This window comes from Buchnera aphidicola (Cinara curvipes), from assembly GCF_900698915.1.
Classification (GTDB): domain Bacteria; phylum Pseudomonadota; class Gammaproteobacteria; order Enterobacterales; family Enterobacteriaceae; genus Buchnera_F; species Buchnera_F aphidicola_AY.
In genome coordinates, this window is the sequence record NZ_LR217710.1 from 412,413 (window position 1) to 433,817 (window position 21,405).

Consider the following 21,405-nt stretch of genomic DNA (forward strand, 5'->3'; position numbering starts at 1 on the left):
ATATATTTTTTTTAAAAAAATAATCCTTTACTTTATTTCCAAAAAATTAAAACGTTTTTGAAATCTTTTTATTCTCCCTTTATTATTTGTAGTTCTCTGTTTTCCTGTATAAAAAGGATGACACTGCGAACATAAATCAAGTAACATATCACTATTTTTAGTAGAAAAAACGGGAATTTTATATCCACATGAACAGATTGCAAAAATTTTTTTATATTCTGGATGAACATTTTTTTTCATAATATTTTCTCTGTATAAAGTATACTAATACTAATAATATCAGAAATAATAATTTCGATTCTTATATCAAATTTTATTAAAATAATTTTTATTTTTAATAAAAACTATATATATAGTATATGTAATATTTTTTAAAATCAATATTTAATTATACAAAAATATACATACTAATAATAAAAAATATATTCTAAAAATTAAGATATATATAATTATAAAAATAAGAGAATCTATTAATTATGACTACTATATTAAGTGTTCGCGTACAAGGAAAAGTAGCAATAGGTGGGGATGGACAAGCTACTTTCGGGCATACTGTTATGAAAAGTAATGTAAAAAAAGTTCGTTTAATTTATAAAAATCAAGTAATTGCAGGTTTTGCTGGAGGAACTGCTGATGCTTTTACATTATTTGAATTATTCGAAAAAAAATTAGAAAAATATCAAGGACAATTACAAAGATCTGCAGTAGAATTAGCAAAAGATTGGAGAAATAATAGATTACTAAGAAAATTAGAAGCTTTATTAGCAGTAGCAGATAAAAAAAATTCTTTGATTATAACAGGCACTGGAGATGTAATACAACCTGAAAATGATATTATTGCAATTGGTTCTGGGGGACCGTTTGCTCAATCAGCAGCTTATGCTTTAATAAAAAATACTAATTTAAATGCAACCACAATAGTGAAAAAATCCTTAAAAATTGCAGCAAATATTTGTATATACACAAACAAATCATTTACTATACATGAAATACACTCAAAAAAATAATAAGGAAATATGCATGTCCGAAATGACTCCTCAAGCCATTGTAGAAGAATTAAACAAATATATAATTGGACAAGACAACGCTAAACGCGCTGTTGCTATTGCTTTAAGAAATAGATGGAGGAGAATGCAATTAAATTCAGAATTACGTCATGAAATAACTCCTAAAAATATTTTAATGATAGGACCAACAGGGGTAGGAAAAACAGAAATTGCACGCAGACTATCCAAACTAGCTAATGCGCCCTTTATAAAGGTAGAAGCAACAAAATTTACTGAAGTAGGATATGTAGGAAAAGAGGTTGATTCTATCATTCGAGATTTAACTGACTTAGCAATAAAAATGATTCGCACACAAAATATTGAAAAAAATAAAGAACAAGCAAAAAAACGTGCAGAAGAAAAAATTTTAAAAATATTAATACCTGTACCAGATAATCAATGGAATAAAGATAATTCAGTAGAAAAACCAGAAAATACAATAAAAATTTTTCGTAAAAAACTTCGTGAAGGAAAACTTGATAATAAAGAAATTGAAATACAAGTTTCTTCTACACCTATTGGTATAGAAATAATGTCACCTCCAGGAATGGAAGAACTAACAAATCAATTACAATCTTTATTTCAAAATTTAGGAGGTAAAAAAAAAAATTTACGTAAATTAAAAATCAAAGATGCAATGAAATTAATAATTGAAGAAGAAGCAACAAAATTACTAAATTTAGAAGAATTAAAAGAACAAGCTATATATTCAGTAGAACAAAATAGTATTGTTTTTATTGATGAAATTGATAAAATTTGTAGACATCATTCTTCTTCATCAAACTCTGATGTATCTAGAGAAGGTGTACAAAGAGACCTCTTACCTTTAATTGAAGGGTGTACTGTATCTACAAAACATGGTTCTGTAAAAACAGATCATATCTTATTTATTGCATCAGGAGCATTTCAAACATCTACTCCTTCTGATTTAATACCAGAATTACAAGGAAGGCTTCCTATTCGAGTGGAATTAAACGCGCTAACGATAGATGATTTTGAAAGAATACTTACAGAACCTAATGCATCAATTACAACACAGTATATTGCTTTAATAAAAACAGAAGGGGTAGATATTATTTTTACAAAAAAAGGTATTCGTAAAATTGCAGAAGCTTCATGGAAAATAAATGAATCTATGGAAAATATTGGAGCTCGTAGATTATACACCGTCTTAGAAAAACTAATGGAAGAAATTTCATTTCATTCAAATGAGCAATCTGGAAAAAAAATATATATTGATGAAAATTATGTTAGTCTACATTTGGATAAATTGGTAGAAAATCAAGATTTAAGTCGGTTTATTTTATAAAAAAATTTAAACATATCCAATTTAAAAAAAATATTTTCATTAAAATAATTGCCAATCTTAGACATAATTGTCTAGGGCAGGCAATTATTAATTGCTAATATTATTTAAAAATCAAATATTAATCATTCTAAATGATTAATTTTTTCTAAAAGAGATTTAATTTTATTTTTCCATTTAATTCTTTCTTCTTGTATAAGAAGATTTTTTTTTTCAATACGTTCTTTTAAAGAATAAATATTTTTTAATTTTTTCTTTAAATTTTTATTTTTTAATTCTAAATCATTAATTTTTAATTTTAATAATGAAATATAATCTACAGATTCTTGCACTTTTACTTCTAAATTAGAAAATACTTCTAAAACCATAACGTTACCATTCAAATATAAAATATATATTGATATAATAAAAAGAATAAGTTATATATTTAAAAAAATATTTTTATTTTTAAAAAAATATATAAATGTTTTAGAAAAAAATTTTTATATATATATTATGCATAATAAAATTATTAAATATAGTTATATTAGTAATTTTTTTAAATAAATTTTACAAAATATATATATAAAAAATAACATTTCTTTACAAAAATAAAATCGATCAAAAAAATTAAATATTTACATATATTTAATGTAATTAATATCCATATAAACAAATTTTTATATAAAACATATTATTTGGAATACTACTTTATGAATCAATGGTTAGAAGTAGAATTAATAAATCTAAAAAAATGGAAAAATAATTTATTTACATTAATTATAAAAGCTCCCATTAATTCTTTTATAGCTGGCCAATTTACAAAATTATCATATATAAACTCAAAAAAAAAAAGAATACAAAGAGCTTATTCGTTTGTCAATAAACCTAATAATAAAAATTTAGAATTTTATATTCTATTAATTAATAAAGGAAAACTTACTCCAAAATTATATAACATTTATAACAATAAGATTTTTATTAAAAAAAATTCATTTGGTTTTTTTACTCTTTCAGAATTACCAAATAAAGAAAATATCTGGATGATTTCTACCGGTACAGCCTTAGGGCCATATTGTTCTATACTACAACATGAAAATGTACTAAGTAAATTTAAAAAAATAATTTTAATATATGCAGTAAAGTATAGTGAAGATTTAAATCATTTAGAATTATTTAAAAAAATAAAAAAAAAATATAAAGATAAAATAAAAATAAAAATAATATTAAGTCAAGAAAAAAATAAAAAATATCTATATGGACGCATAACTAATTTAATTATTTCAGGAGAATTAGAAAAATCTATACAAGAACCATTAAATAAAAAAAAATCACATGTAATGTTATGTGGGAATCCTAATATGATAAAAGATACACAAAAAATATTATTTTCATTAAAAAAAATGAGAAAACATTTTCGTAGAAAACCTGGACATATAACAAGTGAAAATTATTGGTAATAATTGATTTTATAGAAAATTATTTACTTTAGAATTGATTCTCATATAAAAAGGGAATCAATTCTAAGTATATGCAAAAATATATAAATTCTATAAAATTAACAAATAATTACAATTTAGTATAATTATTGCACAAAAAATGAATATTTCATTTTCGGGTTAGAATCTTTAGTAACAATTATAGAAGCTCTAAGAGCATATTGATTTACTTGATCTATTTTTTCTGAATAAGAAGGTTCTAGGTCTGCCATTTTTGTTACTGCTAATTTGTACATACCTGGACCAATATTATCAATTTCATAAGCATAATGAATATTATAAGATTTTCTATTTTGAACTTCTGGATAACGTAAAGATAAATTTTTCCATGCTACTTCTAATATTTCAGGATGTAAGTATGTAGAAATTAATTGTTGTGATTTATAATCTGTAATAGAAGTTTGAAACTCATTAATTATATCAACAGCTTCAAAAGAAGGAATCATTTTTCCGTCTAAAAAAACCATTTTATCATTTATATTTCTTAAAAATTTTTCTTCTAAAACACCTGTTTTAATTAATTTTCTAAATGATGCTTGTAATTTTTCTGATTCGCGAGTAGTTTTATCTGAAAAATTAGAAGAATTTAAAATATTCCATTTAATATTATTTTTATTAAACACTTTTAAAAAAATATCCTGAATGCTATATTTTAAATTTTCATTTTGAGAGATATTAAGAAAATCAGATTCACTCATTGGATTATCAAAATATTCTTTACTAGATACAGTATTAACAAAATTAGTATTTTTATTCTGCTCTAATGGCTTAGTAGTATCTTGATTAGAATAAACTATATTTTTCCTATCATATTCACTTTTAGGGATAATATGCGCCATGTATTCTTGATTAGATGTATTAACAATGGCAATATCAACATTTTTTAAACTTTCATTATGTAATATACGGACATTATCAACTTTTTTTATGATTTTTGAGTTAAGATTAAAATTAGATCTTATTAAAGAAACTGATGACATAATATTTCTGTCCTTTTATATGTATTAAATACAAGATATCAATAAAATTAATTTATAAAAATATTTTTTAAAAAAAATAATCAAAATAATTAAAATATTAAATTTTAATTATAAAAAATATTTTTTCATATATATTTAATTTTTAATTAAATATGTTTTCAAAAAAAATCTATATTTTATTAATTATACATTAAAAATTAATATAATTTTTCTAATATAAAAAAATTTTATATATATTTAAAATTAATTTAAATATTAGTTTATATTGCTTATATACTTCACTATACAAAAAAAGTCAAACAATAAAATTGTTATTACTAAAAAAAATAAAAAATAAAATTAATAAAATTATTGTTTTAATTGATATTTTTTAAAAAAAAATAAATAAAAAAAATATCTAACTAATAAAAAATTTCTTTAAAAAAAATATAATATTAAAATAAATTAATATGTAATAATTCCATCATAAACATGAACAGCTTCCCCTGACATATATAATGAATGTTCTAACACTCCATCCCAAAAAATTTTTAATTTACCTTTTAATAATTTTACAGTTACAGAATTATATAAAATTTTATTATTAATTCCTATAGCAACAGCAGCACAAGCACCACTACCACAAGCTTGTGTTTCACCAACATGTCTTTCATATACTCGTAATAAAATTTTTCTTTTTGAAATTATCTGCATAAATCCAACATTAACCCCTTCAGGAAATAAAAAATATTTTGATATCTTAAAACCAATCTCTTGAACAGGAAAATTATCAATATTTTCTACCTGAATAACACAATGAGGATTACCTAGAGATACAACACTAATTAAATATTTTCTTTTATCAATATAAATACTATAATATAACTGTGTATTTTTTTGTAAAAAGGGAATCTTTTTAGGTAAAAAAATTGGTTCACCCATATTTATTTTAAAAATATTTTTTACAACATGTTCTAAAAATAAATATCTATTTTTAGTACTAACACAAATTTTTTTTTTTCTAATTTTTCTTTTAATAAATAAGTAATATGCAATACATCGAGCACCATTTCCACATTGCTCAACTTCTTTACCGTTTGAATTAAAAATTCTATAATGGAAATGAGCTTTTTTGGATACTGATTTTTGAATTATTAATAGTTGATCAAATCCAATACCTAAGAATCTATTTGACCATTTTTGTATTAATTTTGAAGAAAAAAAAAATTATATTTTGTAGAATCAATTAAAACAAAATCATTTCCTAAACCATGCATTTTAGAAAAAAAAATAGTGTTTTTTTTTAATAACAAATTAATTCTCCTTATATAAAAAAAACAAATGTTATAATCAAATTTAAAAGTAAACTATCCAATATAATATTTAATACTAGGGTCAATATGAATATATTATCATTTAATAAAAAATTTAAGAAAACATTATTAATTATAGAAAATATAATAAATCAAAATGAAGAAAAAATAGATATAGATTATATATATTTAGAAAATATGATAACTATAACATTTAAAAACAAAAAAAAAATTATCATTAATTCACAAGAATATTTAAAACAATTATGGATTGCTACATCAAATCAAGGATACCATTTAATACTTAATAAAAATACTTGGAAATGTATTCGAACACAAAAAAAAATAGCAAACATTTTAGAACAAGAATTTTTAAATCAAACAAAAAATATAATATATTTTTCAGATTTAGACAATATTAAAGAATAAACAATATAAATAAATTTATTATAATCGGCGAAAGAGGATTTGAACCTCTGACCCACTGGTCCCAAACCAGTTGCGCTACCAAGCTGCGCTATTCGCCGATATTATTTTATAAAAATTTTATTTAATAGTTTAAAAAATTTAATTACATTATTTTTTTTAATAAAATTAAAAAAATATATTTGGGGTGGTCAATGGGATTTGAACCCATGACCGCTGGAATCACAATCCAGAGCTCTACCTACTAAGCTATGACCACCAAAAAAATAAAAATATATACATAAAAATTGCGCCCGACAGGATTTGAACCTGAAACCTTTACTTTCGGAAAGTAATGCTCTATCCGAACTGAGCTACGGACGCAAAGATATTTGCGTAAATTTAATATAAAAAATAATATTTATTATAAAAATAAATTTTTACTATTTATTAAATTATAGTATATATATACTAATAAAAAAAATCTAGTATTTTATTTTATTTATTAAATAAAATAAAGTTTTTTCTATAAAAATAATAATATTTAATATAAATTAACTTTAAATTTAAAATCATTAATTAAATTGAATATAAAAAAATAATATTTATAAAAAATATTATTTTGATCTTTTCATCATATCAAAAAATTCATCATTTGTTTTTGTCATAGATAATTTATTAATTAAAAATTCCATGGCATCTATCTCGCTCATAGGATGAATAATTTTTCGTAAAATCCACATTTTTTGTAATTCTTCAGGAACAGTTAATAATTCTTCTCTCCTTGTACCTGAACGATTATAATCTATAGCTGGAAAAACACGCTTCTCTGCTATTTTTCTAGATAATGGTAATTCCATATTACCAGTTCCTTTAAATTCTTCATAAATTACTTCATCCATTTTAGAACCTGTGTCAATTAAAGCTGTAGCAATTATAGTTAAACTACCACCTTCTTTTACATTACGTGCAGCTCCAAAAAATCTCTTAGGTCTATGTAAAGCATTAGCATCTACACCCCCAGTTAAAACCTTCCCTGAAGCTGGAACTACAGTATTATATGCTCTAGCTAAACGAGTAATTGAATCTAATAAGATAACAACATCTTTTTTATGTTCAACCAATCTTTTTGCTCTCTCAATTACCATTTCTGCAACTTGAACATGTCTAGAAGCAGGTTCATCAAAAGTAGAGGCTACGACTTCTCCTTTTACTAAACGTTGCATTTCTGTTACTTCTTCAGGTCGCTCATCAATTAATAAAACCATCAAAACGCAATCAGGATGATTATATGCAATACTTTGTGCTATATTTTGTAATAATATCGTTTTTCCGGCTTTAGGAGGTGCTACAATTAAGCCTCTTTGACCTCTACCAATTGGAGATGACAAGTCTAATACTCTAGAAGTTAAATCTTCTTTAGAACCATTACCTCGTTCCATTTTTAATCTAGAATTAGCATGTAAGGGAGTGAGATTTTCGAACAATATTTTATTACGTGAGTTTTCTGGTTGATCATAATTTACTGTATTTACTTTTAATAAAGCAAAATATCGTTCTCCTTCTTTAGGAGGTCTGATTTTTCCAGAAATTGTATCTCCAGTTCTTAAGTTAAAACGACGAATTTGACTAGGGGATACATAAATATCATCAGGACCAGCTAAATAAGAACTATCTGAAGATCTCAAAAAACCAAAACCATCTTGCAAAATTTCTAAAACACCATCTCCAAATATATCTTCTCCACTTTTTGAATGTTGTTTAAGTATAGAAAAAATAATATCTTGTTTACGTATACGTGCTAAATTTTCAAGACCGATTTTTTCACCTAAAATAATAAGCTGTGATACCGATGTATTTTTTAAAACAGTAAGATTCATAATAGTGACTTTCTCAATCTATTTGAAAAAAAATCTATAAAATACTTTATATATAAAAAGATTACTATATATAGAATTATTAAATAATTTATATTAAGTGGGTTATTTTTATATAAAAATATAATGATATTATTGTAAATGAAAGATGAATTTTTAAAATATAAATAAAAAAAAATTAATTTTTATTAAATAATTATTTATTTTATTATTTTCACCCATATTAAAAAATTAAAAAAAATAAAATAATTTATCTAATCTAATAATTTTTTATCCAAAAAATCTTTCAATTCTGTTTTCGATAAAACACCTATCTTAGTTCCTATAATTTTATTTTTATTAAATAATAATAAAGTAGGAATACCTCGTATAGAATATTTTATAGGTATTTTTTTATTAGTATCAATATTAATTTTTCCAACAATAATTTTTTTTAAATATTCATTAGCAATTTCTTCTAAAATAGGTGATAATATTTTACAAGGTCCACACCAATCCGCCCAAAAATCTACTAAAACATATTTTGAAGCTAGAAAAACTTCTTTTTTAAAATTTTGATCTGTTAATTCAATAATTTTAGTAATTTTCATAAAAATCCTTATATATATTTTTTGTAATAAAAATTATTTTAATAATAAATAATTTTATTTATTAAAAAAATAATTATTTTTAATATAAAATTAATACATATTATTAAAAACAATATATACAATTTTTTTCTTAATAAATCATTATTTTTATTTCATTGTATACTTTATCCAAGAAATTTCTTTTTTTGGTAACTCAAATAAAAAACGACTTGGTTTTAAATCAACAACCATACCAAATTTTTTCTTTTTTTTACAAAAACTAAGAAGTAATTGATTTTTTGCTCTTGTGATTCCTACATACATTAAACGACGTTCTTCTGTAATATTACCGTCTATAATACTTTTATGGTGAGGTAAAGTTCCTTCTTCTAAACCAATAATACAAACTACCGAAAATTCTAATCCTTTTGATGCATGTATTGTCATTAGTTGCAACTGATCTAATTCTTGATTTTCATCATCCTGAATGGAATTATTAAAATCACCACAAAAAAAACGTATTAATACATCCTCTAATTTCATAGGTAAATTAAAATTATCACCAACTAACATTTTATTTAACTGATTTGAAAAAAAAATTATATTTTGTATTCTTTTTTCTGAAATAATTACATCATCATAATAAGACATAATCCATGCAAAATAATTTGTATCTTGAAGAATATTTTTTAAAATTTTTTCAGGTGAAACAGATAAAAAAGAAGAAAGTTTTAAAATCCATGAAGAAAAATTATTTAATCTCAATACAACACTTTTCATTAATTTTACTGTAATTCGTTGATCTGTACTAGCAATGAAAAGACTAATTTGATTTATCTTAGCAAAATTTTTTAATTTTTTAAGTGTAACTAATCCTATTCTTCGATTAGGAGTATTAATAATACGTAAAAAAGCTAGATCATCATTATGATTTATAATTAATCTTAAATATGCTAATAAATCTTTTATTTCTAATGAATCAAAAAAAGACCGACCTGAATGAATATAATAAGGAATATCTTGATAAATTAATTCTGATTCTACTACACGAGCTTGATAATTACTGCGATACAAAATCGCGTAATCTTTATATTTTTTGTTATTTTTTATTCTGTGTTTTTTAATAAATTTAATTATTTTTTGAGCTTCATTAATTTCATTAATTGACATAATTATATAAATTTTATTACCATAACCTAACTTGGAAAATAATTTTTTGTTAAAAAAATTAGTATTATTTGAAATTAAAATATTAGCCGCATGTAATATACAACCCGAAGAGCGGTAATTTTGCTCCATTTTAATAATATTTAAATTTTGAAAGTCATATTTTAATAAATGAAATATTTTTTGCTGAGCTCCCCTCCAAGAGTAAATAGATTGATCATTATCACCTACTACAGTAAAATTAGAATTATAATCACATAATAATTTAATTAATTCATATTGGCTAATATTAATATCTTGATATTCATCTACTAACAAATATTGAATTTTTTTTTGCCAACGTAATCTAACATTAACATTATTTTTTAATAGAAGAGTTGGTAAAAAAATTAAATCATTAAAATCTAATATATTATGTTGCTTAAGAAAATAATCATATTGTTCATAAAAAAAAATACAATTTTTTTCTAAAGAAGAATTAATGTGTTTACGTGCTAAATTTGGATTTAATAATTTATTTTTCCAACAAGAAATTTGATAAAGCAGTTTTTTTAAAAAAAAAACATTACTATTATCTGTATTATATATTATATTTTTTAAGAGACGTAATTGCTCATTTTCATCAAACAAAGTAAAATTTGATTTTAAACCTAATAATTTATATTCATTTCGAATAATTTTTAATCCAAGTGAATGAAATGTAGATATTGTAATATCCTGAATTTGATTAATAGTTAATTTTTCAAATAAACGCAATTCTATTTCTTTAGCTGCTTTATTAGTAAATGTAAGCGCAAAAATTTTTTTAGGATCATATTGATATATTTTAATTAATGCTATTATTTTATTAATTATAACGCTGGTTTTTCCTGAACCAGCTCCAGCTAAGATTAAACAAGGATTATTAATTATATGAATAGCTTTTTGTTGAATTTTATTTAATATCATAAATATAATACTGTAAAAATAATTTTAAATTAATATATTTTATTTAAAAAAATAAAAAAAATATTTATACAAAATACTTTTATACATAATTATATTAAATTAATTTTTATTATTATATGCTGTAGATTTCATAACATTCATATATAAACGTAATTTTTTTCCAATTTTTTCAATAGGATGTTTATCAACTAAATTATTTAAATTTAATAATTGAATATTACTAATATAAGATTCTTTAATTGATTCTCCTAAATCATCACTATGAAGTGATATTAAAAATTTTTTTAGTAAAGGAAGTGCTCGTTCTGAGAATAAATAACTGCCGTACTCAGCTGTATCTGATATTACTAAATTCATTTCATATAATCTCTTTCTAGAAATGGTATTTGTTATTAAAGGTAGCTCATGTAATGATTCATAGTATGCTGATTCAGGTGTAATCCCAGTATCAATCATAGTTTCAAAAGATAACTCTACACCAGCTTTTAACATAGCAACCATTAAAGAACATTTATTAAAATATTCATGATCTAAAATTTTTCTATTATTGTATAAACTTGCATTCTCAAAACTAGATTTTCTTAGATTTTTTCTCCATTTAATTAACTGTTTATCTCCACACTTCCAATCAGAAATCATTTTTTTAGAGAAAACACCAGAAATAATATCATCCATATGTAAACAAAATAATGGTTTTAATAAATTTTTTAATTGAATAGATAGTTCATGTACACGAATTCTAGCAACACTTGATAAACGAGATAATAATAATTTTATTCCACCTTCTTTCATACACTCAGCTAATTTTTCCCACCCAAATTGTAATAGTGTAGCAGAATAATCAGAACTATATCCTTTTTCTATAAGATGTTCATAACATGATAAAGAGCAAGCTTGTAACATTCCACATAAAATTGTTTGCTCTCCCATTAAATCAGATTTAACTTCAGCAATAAAAGATGATTGTAAGACTCCAGCTTTATGCGAACCTAATCCACAAGCCCACGCTTTAGCAATATTTAATCCTTTTGAATATGGATCATTTTTTTTATGAACAGCAATTAAAGTGGGCACACCAAAACCCATTAAAAACTCTTTTCGTACTTCAGTTCCCGGGCATTTAGGAGCAACCATAATCACTGTAATATCTGAACGGATTTCTTCTCCTTCTTCAACAATATTAAAACCATGAGAATATCCTAAGACAGAATCTTTTTTCATTAATTTTTGTAATTTTTTTACCACCATTGAATGTTGTTTATCTGGTGTTAAGTTAATAACTAAATCAGCATTAGGAATTAATTTTTCATATATATCTACATAAAAATTTTCTTTTGTAACATTTTTCCAAGAAATAGATTTATTTTTTATAGAACTTTCAGGAAGAACAAAAGAAACATTAAAACCAGAATCTCTTAAATTTAATCCTTGATTTAATCCTTGAGCACCACATCCAACTATAACAATTTTTTTATCTTTTAGTATTTCTTGAGAATTTAAAAAATCATTTTTTTTCATTAAAAAACCAGTTTTTAACTCAATTAACTGCTCTCTAAAAGAGAGAGAATCAAAAAAATTTTTCATATTCTTATTCCTTTGTTTATTATAGATAATAATTAAAAATTAAAGATATATTTTTTTTAAATCTCTAACAGCTCCTTTATCTGCACTAGTAGCAAAAATACTATACAGTTTTAAAGAATTAGAGATTTTTCGTAAACGATTTTTAGGGGTATATGCTTTTTTTCCTCTTTTTTCTTCTTTTTTTCTTCGAATATTCTCTTCTTCTGAAGAAATATTTAATATAATACTACGCTTAATAATATTAATACTAATTAAATCACCATCATATACTAATGCAATTAACCCTTTACTTGCAGCTTCAGGAGAAATATGTCCAACAGAAAAACCAGATGTTCCCCCAGAAAAACGACCATCTGTTATTAAAGCACATTTTTTGTTTAAACCAATTGATTTTAAATATGTTGTAGGATACAACATTTCTTGCATTCCAGGTCCACCACAAGGTCCTTCGTATCGAATTACTATTACATCTCCAGGTTTAACTTTTTTATGTAAAATAGCATATACAGCATCATCCTGACTTTCATATACTTTAGCTGGTCCTGAAAAAATCATATTATCTTGATCAATAGCAGCGGTTTTTATTATACTTCCTTTTTTTGCTAAATTACCTGTTAATATAGCTAATCCACCATCTTTATTATATGCATGTTTTTCAGAACGAATACAGCCATTTATACGATCTTTATCTAGTGTACTCCATCTAAATGATTGTGAAAAAGGAATAATAGTCTTTATTCCTCCAGGTCCTGATGCATAAAAAGAAAAGTTTTTTTTATTTTTTTTATTAAAAATATCATATTTTTTAATTGTATCTTTTAATGTTAATCCAAGTATATTATATACTGAAGTATCTAATAAATTAATCTTGTTTAATTCAGATAAAATACCAAATATCCCTCCCGAACGATGTAAATCTTCCATATGATATAATGATGTACTAGGTGATATTTTACATAAATGAGGAACTTTTCTAGATAAATAATCAATATCTGTCATATGAAAATTAATATCAGCTTCATAAGCCATAGCAAGAAGATGGAGAACGGTATTTGTTGACCCTCCCATTGCAATATCTAAAATCATAACATTTTTTAAAGTTGATTTTGTTACAATACTCTTTGGTAATAAATTAATATTATTATTTTCATAATAATCTTTTGTATTTTTTACAATAACTTTACCAGCTTTTAAAAATAATTTTTTTCTATCAATATGAGTAGCTAATATTGTTCCATTACCCGGTAATGCAAGACCTATAGCTTCAGTTAAACAATTCATTGAATTAGCAGTAAACATACCTGAACATGAACCACAGGTTGGACAAGCAGAATTTTCAATATCAGATAAAATTTTATTTGAAGTATTTTTATTAACTCCATGTGCAATAGCATCAACTAAATCAATTTTAATTATACTATCATTTAATGTAATTTTACCTGATTCCATAGGTCCTCCAGAAACAAAAACAGATGGAATATTTAATCTTAATGCAGCTAATAACATACCAGGTGTAATTTTATCACAATTAGAAATACAAACCATAGCATCTACACAATGTGCATTTATCATATATTCAATAGAATCTGCAATTAACTCTCGTGATGGTAAAGAATATAACATACCAGAATGACCCATAGCGATTCCATCATCAATAGCAATTGTATTGAATTCCTTTGGAATTCCTCCAGATTTAATAATTTCTTGAGAAACTAATCTTCCTAAATCACGTAAATGTATATGTCCAGGAACAAATTCTGTGAAAGAATTTACAACAGCAATAATTGGTTTTCCAAAATCTGTATCCTTCACGCCGGTTGCACGCCATAATGCTCTTGCTCCGGCCATATTTCTTCCATTAATAGTTGTAGATGAACGATATATTGGCATTTATTTTACTCATTTCGTATAAAACTTAAAAAAATTTTTATTTAGATAAAATTTTATAAAAATTTATATTTTATATAAAATTATAATTACATATAAATTATAATAATTATTATGAATATCTATTTTTATAAATAAATAATTATTAATAATAATATATAAAGTATTTTATAAATTAACTTATTTATTGAAAAAAATTTTAGGATAAGAAAATAAAATATATATTTTATTTTTTAACAGGGGCGGAGGGAATTGAACCCCCAACTTTCGGTTTTGGAGACCGATGCTCTACCATATTGAACTACGCCCCTAAAAAAGTAAAAATTTACAGAATGTAGAAAATAAATGAACATAAATATATTAGTTAAAAACTATTATACATGAGAGAAAAAAAAACACAACTGTATATAATTTATGATAAATCATCTTGATAAATTTTTAAAAAAATTATCTAATTACATTTTTAATCAAAATTTTTAAATAATTTATTTGTACAAAAAAAAAAAAAAAAAATATATAATATTTTATAAATATTTATATTAAAATAAATTAATTATATATATTTAACTAAATAAGGTTATATAAAAATGAAATTTCCTATTTATTTAGATTATGCAGCTACAACTCCAGTAGACCCAAAAGTGAAAAAAAAAATGAATAAATATTTTTCAATAAATGACACTTTTGGAAATGCAGCATCTAGATCTCATAAATTTGGATGGGAAGCTGAAGAATCAGTAGATATTGCAAGAAATGAAATTGCTAAATTAATTAATTCAGATTCTAGAGAAATAATTTTTACTTCAGGTGCCACAGAATCAAATAATTTAGCTATTAAAGGAATTTATGAATTTCATAAAAATAAAAATACACATATTATCACTAGTAAAATAGAACATAAATCCGTTTTAGATTGTTGTCGATATTTAGAGAATAATGGATGTGATGTAACATATTTAACACCTAATAAATATGGTATTATTGATATACATCAAATTAAAAAAAGAATTAAAAAAAATACAATATTAATTTCTATTATGCATGTCAATAATGAAATTGGATCAATTCAAGATATTAAAAAGATTAGTAAATTTTGTAAAAAAAAGGGAATATTTTTTCATGTAGATGCTACCCAAAGTATTGGAAAAATAAAAATAGACATAAAAAAAATACACGTTGATCTTTTATCTTTTTCTGCTCATAAAATATATGGACCAAAAGGAATAGGAGCATTATATATTCGTCGAAAACCACGCATAAGATTATCACCACAAATACATGGTGGAGGACATGAAAGAGGATTTCGTTCCGGAACATTACCTGTTCATCAAATCGTTGGATTCGGAGAAGCTTGTAGAATCTTAAAAAAGAAAATGAATCAAGATATTTTACATACTGAATATTTACGTAATATGTTGTGGAAAGGTTTATATAAAGTTGAAGAAATTTATTTAAATAGTCATTTTAATTATGTTACTAGTCATATACTTAATATAAGCTTTAATTTTATTGAAGGTGAATCATTATTAATGGCTTTAAAAAATTTAGCGGTTTCTTCTGGATCAGCATGCACATCAGCAAGCCTGGAACCATCATATGTTTTGCGAGCAATTGGAGTAAAAGATGAATTAGCACATAGTTCAATTAGATTTTCTATCGGTCGCTTTACAACATCTGAAGAAATTAAGTATGCTATAATAGCAATTAAAAATGCAATTAATAAATTAAGAAAACTTTCCCCTCTTTGGGAAATGTTTCAATCAGGCATTAATATGGATAAAATTTTTTGGAATTAATACTTTTTATATAGGAATTTTAAAATTATGACATATAGTAAGAAAGTATTAGATCATTATGAAAATCCAAGAAATGTTGGATCTTTTTCAGAAAAAGAAAAAAATGTTGGAACAAGTTTAGTTGGAGCTCCCGCTTGTGGCGATGTAATGAAATTGCAAATAAAAGTTAATAAAAAGGGAATTATTGAAGATGCTTGTTTTAAAACATATGGATGTGGATCTGCTATAGCTTCAAGTTCTTTAATGACAGAATGGGTAAAAGGAAAAACTTTAAATGAAGCTAAAAAAATAAAAAATACGGAAATAGCAAAAGAATTAGAGTTACCTCCTGTAAAAATTCATTGTTCTATTTTAGCTGAAGATGCCATTAAAGAAGCAATTGCTAATTATAATAAAAAATATAAAAAAATAAAACAAGCAAAAATAAAAAATTAGTATATTATTATATCGGTGCTGAAATTAAGTATATTTTTATTCAGCACTAATTATATTAAAAATACATTAATTTATGTTTTATATTTTTTTATTTATTTTCTAAAAAAAATACTTTTTTTAGAAATAAAAATCTATTTTATAGGTATAAAAATGAATTATTTTCATTTATTTCAATTACCTCAACAATTTGAAATAGATAAACAAATATTAATTAATACATTTTATGAATTACAAAAAAAATATCATCCAGATATGTGTAATAAAAAAATTCTTCATAAAAAAAATCAACTATCTATGGCAATTAAAATTAATCAAGGTTTTAATATACTAAATAATAAATTTACTAGAGCAAATTATTTATTAAAAATATACAAAAAAAAATTTTCTTTTAAAGAGAATCATACTATTAATGAAAAAGAAATACTTTTAGAAAAATTTAAACTATATGAAAAAATACAAAAAATAAAAAATAAACCAAATTCATATAAAAAAATAAATTTTTTTATTAAAAAAATTAAAAATAAATTATCATTTAATTTCCAAAATTTTAATAAGAATATTAAAGAAAAAAAAATTAATTCTGCAAATAAAATATTTTTTCATATATCTTTTATCTATAAAATTTTACAAAAGTTAAAAAAAATAAAAAAAATAATGTATAAAAAAAAGGAAAAAAAATGAAAGAAAAAAAAAAATTGCTATAGGAATCGATTTTGGAACTACCTACTGTTTAATATCTATAGTAAAAAAAAATAAAATTAAAATCATTAAAGAATTTAATAAAAAAAATTTTTTTCCAACAATTATAAATTTTAATAAAAAAAAAATTTCTATAGGATGGAAAGCAAAAAAATTTTTATCTAAAGATATAAAAAATACAATATCATCTATAAAAAGATTTATTGGAATATCTTATTCTGAAATAAAGAAAAAAAAAATAAATATTCCATATAATATTTCAGAAAATGATAAAAAAGAATTAATCTTTCATACTAGTGCCGGAGAAATAACTGTTTCTTCTATTATTCAAAAATTCTTCATATATATGAAAAAAAAAATAGAAAAAAAATTTCATAAATCTATTTATGGTGTTGTAATTACAGTTCCTGCATACTTTAACAATATACAAAAAAATATAATAAGAAAATCTGCAGAATTAGCTAAATTAAAGATATTACGCTTACTTAATGAACCTACTGCCGCAGCTATAGCATATGGATTAGAAAAAAAAAGAAAAGGAATTATTTGTATATATGATTTAGGAGGAGGGACATTTGATATATCTATTTTAAGAATATCACAAGGAATATTTGAAGTTCTTGCTACTAATGGAAATCCTAAATTAGGCGGTGATGATTTTGATTATTTATTAGCTCATTTTCTATATTTGAAAATAAAGAATAAATTAAAATTAAATTATAAAATTTTTAAATATTTACTTATAATTGCTGAAAAAGTTAAAATTAAATTAAGTATAAAAAAATCAGTAAAAATTAAATTTTTAAATTATAAAATTAATTGTACAGTTACAGAATTTAATAAATTAATTAATGAATATATTAATAAAACATTACATATTTTAAAATGTACTTTAAATGATGCTAAAATAAAAAAATGTGATATAAATGATGTAATTTTAGTTGGTGGTTCTACATATATTCCTTTAATTCGAAATAAAATTTATTCATTTTTTAAAATTAAACCATTAATTTTAATTAACCCAGCAGAAGTTGTTGCAAAAGGAGCTGGATTACATGCAAATTTTTTATTTAGTAAAAATAAAAATACAGAAAAATCTATATTATTATTAGATATAATACCAATGTCTATCGGTATAGAGTTATTAGGTGGAATTATGGAAAAAATGATTTTAAAAAATACTAAAATTCCTACTGAAGTTATTAAAATATTTACAACCGGTAAAGACAATCAAACAGGATTTTGTATTAATATTTTTCAAGGAGAAGATAAATACGTTAAAAATTGTAAATTATTATCAAAATTTAAAATTCAGCGATTACCATTAAAACCGGCTGGTAAAATAAAAATAATAGTAATATTTCGTATAGATACAGATGGTTTACTTTCAGTAATTGTTAAAGAAAAAAAATTAAACATTAAACATAGTATTAAAATTGATACAATTTATCAAAATAATAATACTATTAATATAGATATTTAATTTAATTAATATTATAAATATATTTTTTAAAAAATTTTTTATAAAAAATATTTTTTTTATAAAAAAAATATTTTTTACTAATATTTAACATTATCGGAAAATTTCATGCCTAATATAATATTTTACCCACAAAAATTTATTTTACCCAAAGGTTTATCTGTTAAGGGTAAGACAGGAGAAACAATTCTTGATATAGCTTTATCAAATAAAATTAAAATGGAACACGCTTGCGAAAAATCTTGTGCATGTTGCACTTGTCACTGCATAATAAGGAAAGGATTTTATTCTTTATCAAAATGCAAAGAAAAAGAAGAAGATTTATTAGATAAAGCATGGGGGTTAGAAAAATTTAGTCGTTTAGGGTGTCAGGCGCGTTTAGGGACTGAAGATATTGAAGTTGAAATTCCAATGTATAATGTTAATTATGTAAGTGAATAAAAAATACATAATATTATAAATAAATTTTTTGATAATTTAATTTATTAATTTTATATAAGGATTTATACTTTTTTTAAAAAAAAGTTGAATGGGTGTATTCGGGATTTGTAATTCTTTTTGAAAGAAATGCATTAAATATTTTTTATATGTTCTAGATACATATTGTGTTTGTGTACCATGAATTATAATAAATAATGGATTTTTTTTACCTAAATGTGCATATTTTAATCGTATTGCTTTTCCTGTTACACCCGTAGGTAAAGGATGTTGAATGATAGCTTTATTTAAAATACTTGTTAAACATGATGAACTAAAAGTTTTTAATGATTCTTGATAAACAAGATTAATATGATGAATAAATTTTTTTAATCCTGTTTTATATAGAGCTGAAATATAAATTATTTTAATATTCTTTATAAATTGTAAACGACTATTAATATTTTTTTTTATTTCATTTTTTTTACTTTTTAATATTAAATCCCATTTATTTACTACTATAAAAAATGTACATTTTGATTTTATAACTAGATTAATTATAGATAAATCCTGATCATAAATTTCTGTATTAGCATCTATAACAACAATAGATATGTTATTTTTTTTTATTACATTTATAGATCTTTTTTCGGAAACTTTTTCTAAAATTGTTTTTCTTTTATTTTTTTTTTTTATACCCGCAGTATCTGTAAAAATATATTCAATATTTTTATTATTTAATGAAACTTTAATTATGTCCCTAGTAGTTCCCGGTATAGAACTTGTAATCATTCTATTATAATTTACTAAACTATTAATAAGAGAAGATTTACCTACATTAGGTTTACCAATAAAACAAATTCTTATTTTTATAAGATAGTTAAGTTTATTAGATAAAACTGTTTTTATTTCTTTTTCTTTTATTATTTTTTTTGATGAAATATATATTTCTTTTAATAAATTAGATAAACCTTTTTTATGTGAAACAGAAATTTTATAAATTTTTTTTATACCAAAACGATAAAAATCAATTATTTTTTCTTTATTGCTAATTTTATCAATTTTATTTATTACTAGTATTATAGATTTATTCTCTTTTCTTATTTTTTTTAAAATATAAAAATCTAATTCTTGAATTCCTTCTTTAGCATCTACCATAAAAATAACAAAATTTGATTCTTTTATAGCAAATTTTGTCTGATTATAGGATTCTATTTTTAGAAAATTTTTTTTTTCTTTTTTTTTAAAAAAATCAATTCCCGCTGTATCAATAATACAAAAATTTTTTTTTTTTATTACAAAAAATCCATAGTTTCGATCACGAGTTGTTTTTTCTTTATTATTTATAAGTGAAGAATTTGTTTTAGTTAATAAATTAAATAAACTAGATTTCCCTACATTAGATCGACCTATTAAAGAAATAATTGGAATCATTAAATTTTTTTCTCTTTATAATAAGAAGGAATATTTTCTTTATTTTTTTTAAAAACACCAATCCAAGATTTATCATAAATATTATTAATTATTTTTAAAGCTAAAGTAAATTTTTTTTGTTTAATATAAATTTTTACTAAATTTAATTTTATTAAATATCTTAAATTTTCTTCTTTAGTATACGACAAAATTTCTTCAAATATAAGAATTGATTCTGTATATTTTTTTTGAAAAAATAATTGTTTTGCTAAATTAATTCCAATAAGCGTTCCGTATATATTTTTATTTTTTTTAAAAAAAATTTTTTTACATTCAAGAGAATATTTTTTTTTTTTTTGAAAATCGTTTATTATTTTTACAAACTCTTCTATATTTTGATTCAATGTTTTTCTTTTATTTATTTTATTCATTACAATTGTACAGATTGATAAAGATAAAATTAAAAAAAATAAAATTGAAAAAAAATATTTTTTATATGAGGTAAAAAAATTTATATATTTCATATATATGATCTTTATTTTAAAAATTAAAAAAAATTTAATTTATTTATTATTTTTAATATAATATCATAGTTTATTTTTCATTTCAATTTTTATATATATTTA

General features: G+C 22.1%; 19 protein-coding genes, 4 tRNA genes and 1 pseudogene. 9 read left to right on the forward strand and 15 right to left on the reverse strand.

The window, feature by feature from the left end; all coding sequences use genetic code 11:
• Positions 1-27: 27 nt before the first annotated feature.
• Entirely contained in the window at positions 28-240 is a 213-nt protein-coding gene (gene rpmE / locus BUCICURV3402_RS01930; protein ID WP_154029411.1) for a 50S ribosomal protein L31, read from the reverse strand.
• Positions 241-476: 236 nt separating this feature from the next.
• Between rpmE and hslV the strand changes: the two genes are divergently transcribed.
• Both hslV and hslU read left to right on the forward strand, forming a co-directional pair.
• Positions 477-1,007 (forward strand): ATP-dependent protease subunit HslV, encoded by a 531-nt coding sequence (gene hslV, locus BUCICURV3402_RS01935; RefSeq protein ID WP_154029412.1) that lies wholly within the window; start codon positions 477-479, stop codon positions 1,005-1,007.
• Positions 1,008-1,020: 13 nt separating this feature from the next.
• Positions 1,021-2,355, forward strand: a complete 1,335-nt coding sequence (gene hslU / locus BUCICURV3402_RS01940; RefSeq protein WP_154029413.1) for an HslU--HslV peptidase ATPase subunit — start codon at positions 1,021-1,023, stop codon at positions 2,353-2,355.
• Between the two features lie 122 nt (positions 2,356-2,477).
• On the opposite strand, the gene zapB is transcribed toward hslU, so the two are convergent.
• Entirely contained in the window at positions 2,478-2,720 is a 243-nt protein-coding gene (gene zapB, locus BUCICURV3402_RS01945) for a cell division protein ZapB (RefSeq protein ID WP_154029414.1), read from the reverse strand.
• A gap of 324 nt (positions 2,721-3,044) precedes the next feature.
• Between zapB and BUCICURV3402_RS01950 the strand changes: the two genes are divergently transcribed.
• Positions 3,045-3,791, forward strand: coding sequence for a ferredoxin--NADP reductase (locus BUCICURV3402_RS01950; RefSeq protein WP_154029415.1), 747 nt, complete (start codon positions 3,045-3,047; stop codon positions 3,789-3,791).
• A 125-nt stretch (positions 3,792-3,916) separates the two neighbouring features.
• On the opposite strand, the gene BUCICURV3402_RS01955 is transcribed toward BUCICURV3402_RS01950, so the two are convergent.
• Together BUCICURV3402_RS01955 and dapF are read right to left on the reverse strand one after the other, a co-directional pair.
• Positions 3,917-4,810, reverse strand: coding sequence for a hypothetical protein (locus BUCICURV3402_RS01955; protein ID WP_154029416.1), 894 nt, complete (start codon positions 4,808-4,810; stop codon positions 3,917-3,919).
• A gap of 444 nt (positions 4,811-5,254) precedes the next feature.
• Positions 5,255-6,066, reverse strand: a pseudogene (gene dapF / locus BUCICURV3402_RS01960) (diaminopimelate epimerase).
• A gap of 123 nt (positions 6,067-6,189) precedes the next feature.
• On the opposite strand from dapF, the gene cyaY reads away from it, so the two are divergent.
• Complete coding sequence (cyaY, locus tag BUCICURV3402_RS01965) at positions 6,190-6,531, forward strand: iron donor protein CyaY (protein ID WP_154029417.1); 342 nt, start codon at positions 6,190-6,192, stop codon at positions 6,529-6,531.
• Between the two features lie 24 nt (positions 6,532-6,555).
• On the opposite strand, the gene BUCICURV3402_RS01970 is transcribed toward cyaY, so the two are convergent.
• The 9 genes from BUCICURV3402_RS01970 to BUCICURV3402_RS02010 all read right to left on the reverse strand — a co-directional run bounded on the left by BUCICURV3402_RS01970 (position 6,556) and on the right by BUCICURV3402_RS02010 (position 14,850).
• Positions 6,556-6,629, reverse strand: a tRNA-Pro gene (locus BUCICURV3402_RS01970).
• An 82-nt stretch (positions 6,630-6,711) separates the two neighbouring features.
• Positions 6,712-6,787: transfer RNA gene (locus tag BUCICURV3402_RS01975), tRNA-His, on the reverse strand.
• Between the two features lie 29 nt (positions 6,788-6,816).
• Positions 6,817-6,891: transfer RNA gene (locus BUCICURV3402_RS01980), tRNA-Arg, on the reverse strand.
• A 233-nt stretch (positions 6,892-7,124) separates the two neighbouring features.
• Positions 7,125-8,387: a transcription termination factor Rho gene (rho, locus tag BUCICURV3402_RS01985; protein WP_154029418.1), complete on the reverse strand. Its 1,263-nt coding sequence runs from the start codon at positions 8,385-8,387 to the stop codon at positions 7,125-7,127.
• Positions 8,388-8,638: 251 nt separating this feature from the next.
• Entirely contained in the window at positions 8,639-8,974 is a 336-nt protein-coding gene (gene trxA / locus BUCICURV3402_RS01990; RefSeq protein WP_154029419.1) for a thioredoxin, read from the reverse strand.
• A gap of 147 nt (positions 8,975-9,121) precedes the next feature.
• Positions 9,122-11,068 carry a UvrD-helicase domain-containing protein gene (locus BUCICURV3402_RS01995; protein ID WP_154029420.1) on the reverse strand — a complete coding sequence of 649 codons (1,947 nt, stop codon included), beginning with the start codon at positions 11,066-11,068 and terminating at the stop codon, positions 9,122-9,124.
• A 99-nt stretch (positions 11,069-11,167) separates the two neighbouring features.
• Positions 11,168-12,652 (reverse strand): ketol-acid reductoisomerase, encoded by a 1,485-nt coding sequence (ilvC, locus tag BUCICURV3402_RS02000; protein WP_154029421.1) that lies wholly within the window; start codon positions 12,650-12,652, stop codon positions 11,168-11,170.
• Between the two features lie 39 nt (positions 12,653-12,691).
• Entirely contained in the window at positions 12,692-14,542 is a 1,851-nt protein-coding gene (gene ilvD, locus BUCICURV3402_RS02005) for a dihydroxy-acid dehydratase (protein WP_154029422.1), read from the reverse strand.
• A gap of 234 nt (positions 14,543-14,776) precedes the next feature.
• A tRNA-Trp gene (locus BUCICURV3402_RS02010) sits at positions 14,777-14,850 on the reverse strand.
• A 276-nt stretch (positions 14,851-15,126) separates the two neighbouring features.
• On the opposite strand from BUCICURV3402_RS02010, the gene BUCICURV3402_RS02015 reads away from it, so the two are divergent.
• From BUCICURV3402_RS02015 to fdx, 5 genes are all read left to right on the forward strand, one after another.
• Positions 15,127-16,335 carry an IscS subfamily cysteine desulfurase gene (locus tag BUCICURV3402_RS02015; RefSeq protein ID WP_154029423.1) on the forward strand — a complete coding sequence of 403 codons (1,209 nt, stop codon included), beginning with the start codon at positions 15,127-15,129 and terminating at the stop codon, positions 16,333-16,335.
• 27 nt (positions 16,336-16,362) lie between these two features.
• Entirely contained in the window at positions 16,363-16,770 is a 408-nt protein-coding gene (gene iscU, locus BUCICURV3402_RS02020) for a Fe-S cluster assembly scaffold IscU (RefSeq protein ID WP_154029424.1), read from the forward strand.
• Positions 16,771-16,920: 150 nt separating this feature from the next.
• Positions 16,921-17,451 carry a Fe-S protein assembly co-chaperone HscB gene (gene hscB / locus BUCICURV3402_RS02025; RefSeq protein ID WP_154029425.1) on the forward strand — a complete coding sequence of 177 codons (531 nt, stop codon included), beginning with the start codon at positions 16,921-16,923 and terminating at the stop codon, positions 17,449-17,451.
• A 76-nt stretch (positions 17,452-17,527) separates the two neighbouring features.
• Positions 17,528-18,952: an Hsp70 family protein gene (locus BUCICURV3402_RS02030; protein WP_232036864.1), complete on the forward strand. Its 1,425-nt coding sequence runs from the start codon at positions 17,528-17,530 to the stop codon at positions 18,950-18,952.
• Between the two features lie 105 nt (positions 18,953-19,057).
• Positions 19,058-19,390, forward strand: a complete 333-nt coding sequence (gene fdx, locus BUCICURV3402_RS02035; protein WP_154029427.1) for an ISC system 2Fe-2S type ferredoxin — start codon at positions 19,058-19,060, stop codon at positions 19,388-19,390.
• 36 nt (positions 19,391-19,426) lie between these two features.
• On the opposite strand, the gene der is transcribed toward fdx, so the two are convergent.
• Positions 19,427-20,800 (reverse strand): ribosome biogenesis GTPase Der, encoded by a 1,374-nt coding sequence (gene der / locus BUCICURV3402_RS02040; protein WP_154029428.1) that lies wholly within the window; start codon positions 20,798-20,800, stop codon positions 19,427-19,429.
• Positions 20,800-21,303 (reverse strand): tetratricopeptide repeat protein, encoded by a 504-nt coding sequence (locus tag BUCICURV3402_RS02045; RefSeq protein WP_154029429.1) that lies wholly within the window; start codon positions 21,301-21,303, stop codon positions 20,800-20,802. Before BUCICURV3402_RS02045 ends, der begins: the two co-directional genes overlap by 1 nt.
• Between the last annotated feature and the right edge of the window lie 102 nt (positions 21,304-21,405).

Bases quoted from the DNA above. Each gene is read 5' to 3' on its own strand.
- iscU (WP_154029424.1), top strand. From the start codon at position 16,363: ATGACATATAGTAAGAAAGTATTAGATCATTATGAAAATCCAAGAAAT.
- ilvD (WP_154029422.1), bottom strand. From the start codon at position 14,542: ATGCCAATATATCGTTCATCTACAACTATTAATGGAAGAAATATGGCC.
- der (WP_154029428.1), bottom strand. From the start codon at position 20,800: ATGATTCCAATTATTTCTTTAATAGGTCGATCTAATGTAGGGAAATCT.
- hslU (WP_154029413.1), top strand. From the start codon at position 1,021: ATGTCCGAAATGACTCCTCAAGCCATTGTAGAAGAATTAAACAAATAT.
- trxA (WP_154029419.1), bottom strand. From the start codon at position 8,974: ATGAAAATTACTAAAATTATTGAATTAACAGATCAAAATTTTAAAAAA.
- ilvC (WP_154029421.1), bottom strand. From the start codon at position 12,652: ATGAAAAATTTTTTTGATTCTCTCTCTTTTAGAGAGCAGTTAATTGAG.
- BUCICURV3402_RS01995 (WP_154029420.1), bottom strand. From the start codon at position 11,068: ATGATATTAAATAAAATTCAACAAAAAGCTATTCATATAATTAATAAT.
- BUCICURV3402_RS02015 (WP_154029423.1), top strand. From the start codon at position 15,127: ATGAAATTTCCTATTTATTTAGATTATGCAGCTACAACTCCAGTAGAC.
- rho (WP_154029418.1), bottom strand. From the start codon at position 8,387: ATGAATCTTACTGTTTTAAAAAATACATCGGTATCACAGCTTATTATT.
- cyaY (WP_154029417.1), top strand. From the start codon at position 6,190: ATGAATATATTATCATTTAATAAAAAATTTAAGAAAACATTATTAATT.
- zapB (WP_154029414.1), bottom strand. From the start codon at position 2,720: ATGGTTTTAGAAGTATTTTCTAATTTAGAAGTAAAAGTGCAAGAATCT.
- hscB (WP_154029425.1), top strand. From the start codon at position 16,921: ATGAATTATTTTCATTTATTTCAATTACCTCAACAATTTGAAATAGAT.
- rpmE (WP_154029411.1), bottom strand. From the start codon at position 240: ATGAAAAAAAATGTTCATCCAGAATATAAAAAAATTTTTGCAATCTGT.
- BUCICURV3402_RS01950 (WP_154029415.1), top strand. From the start codon at position 3,045: ATGAATCAATGGTTAGAAGTAGAATTAATAAATCTAAAAAAATGGAAA.
- BUCICURV3402_RS02045 (WP_154029429.1), bottom strand. From the start codon at position 21,303: ATGAAATATATAAATTTTTTTACCTCATATAAAAAATATTTTTTTTCA.
- hslV (WP_154029412.1), top strand. From the start codon at position 477: ATGACTACTATATTAAGTGTTCGCGTACAAGGAAAAGTAGCAATAGGT.
- fdx (WP_154029427.1), top strand. From the start codon at position 19,058: ATGCCTAATATAATATTTTACCCACAAAAATTTATTTTACCCAAAGGT.
- BUCICURV3402_RS01955 (WP_154029416.1), bottom strand. From the start codon at position 4,810: ATGTCATCAGTTTCTTTAATAAGATCTAATTTTAATCTTAACTCAAAA.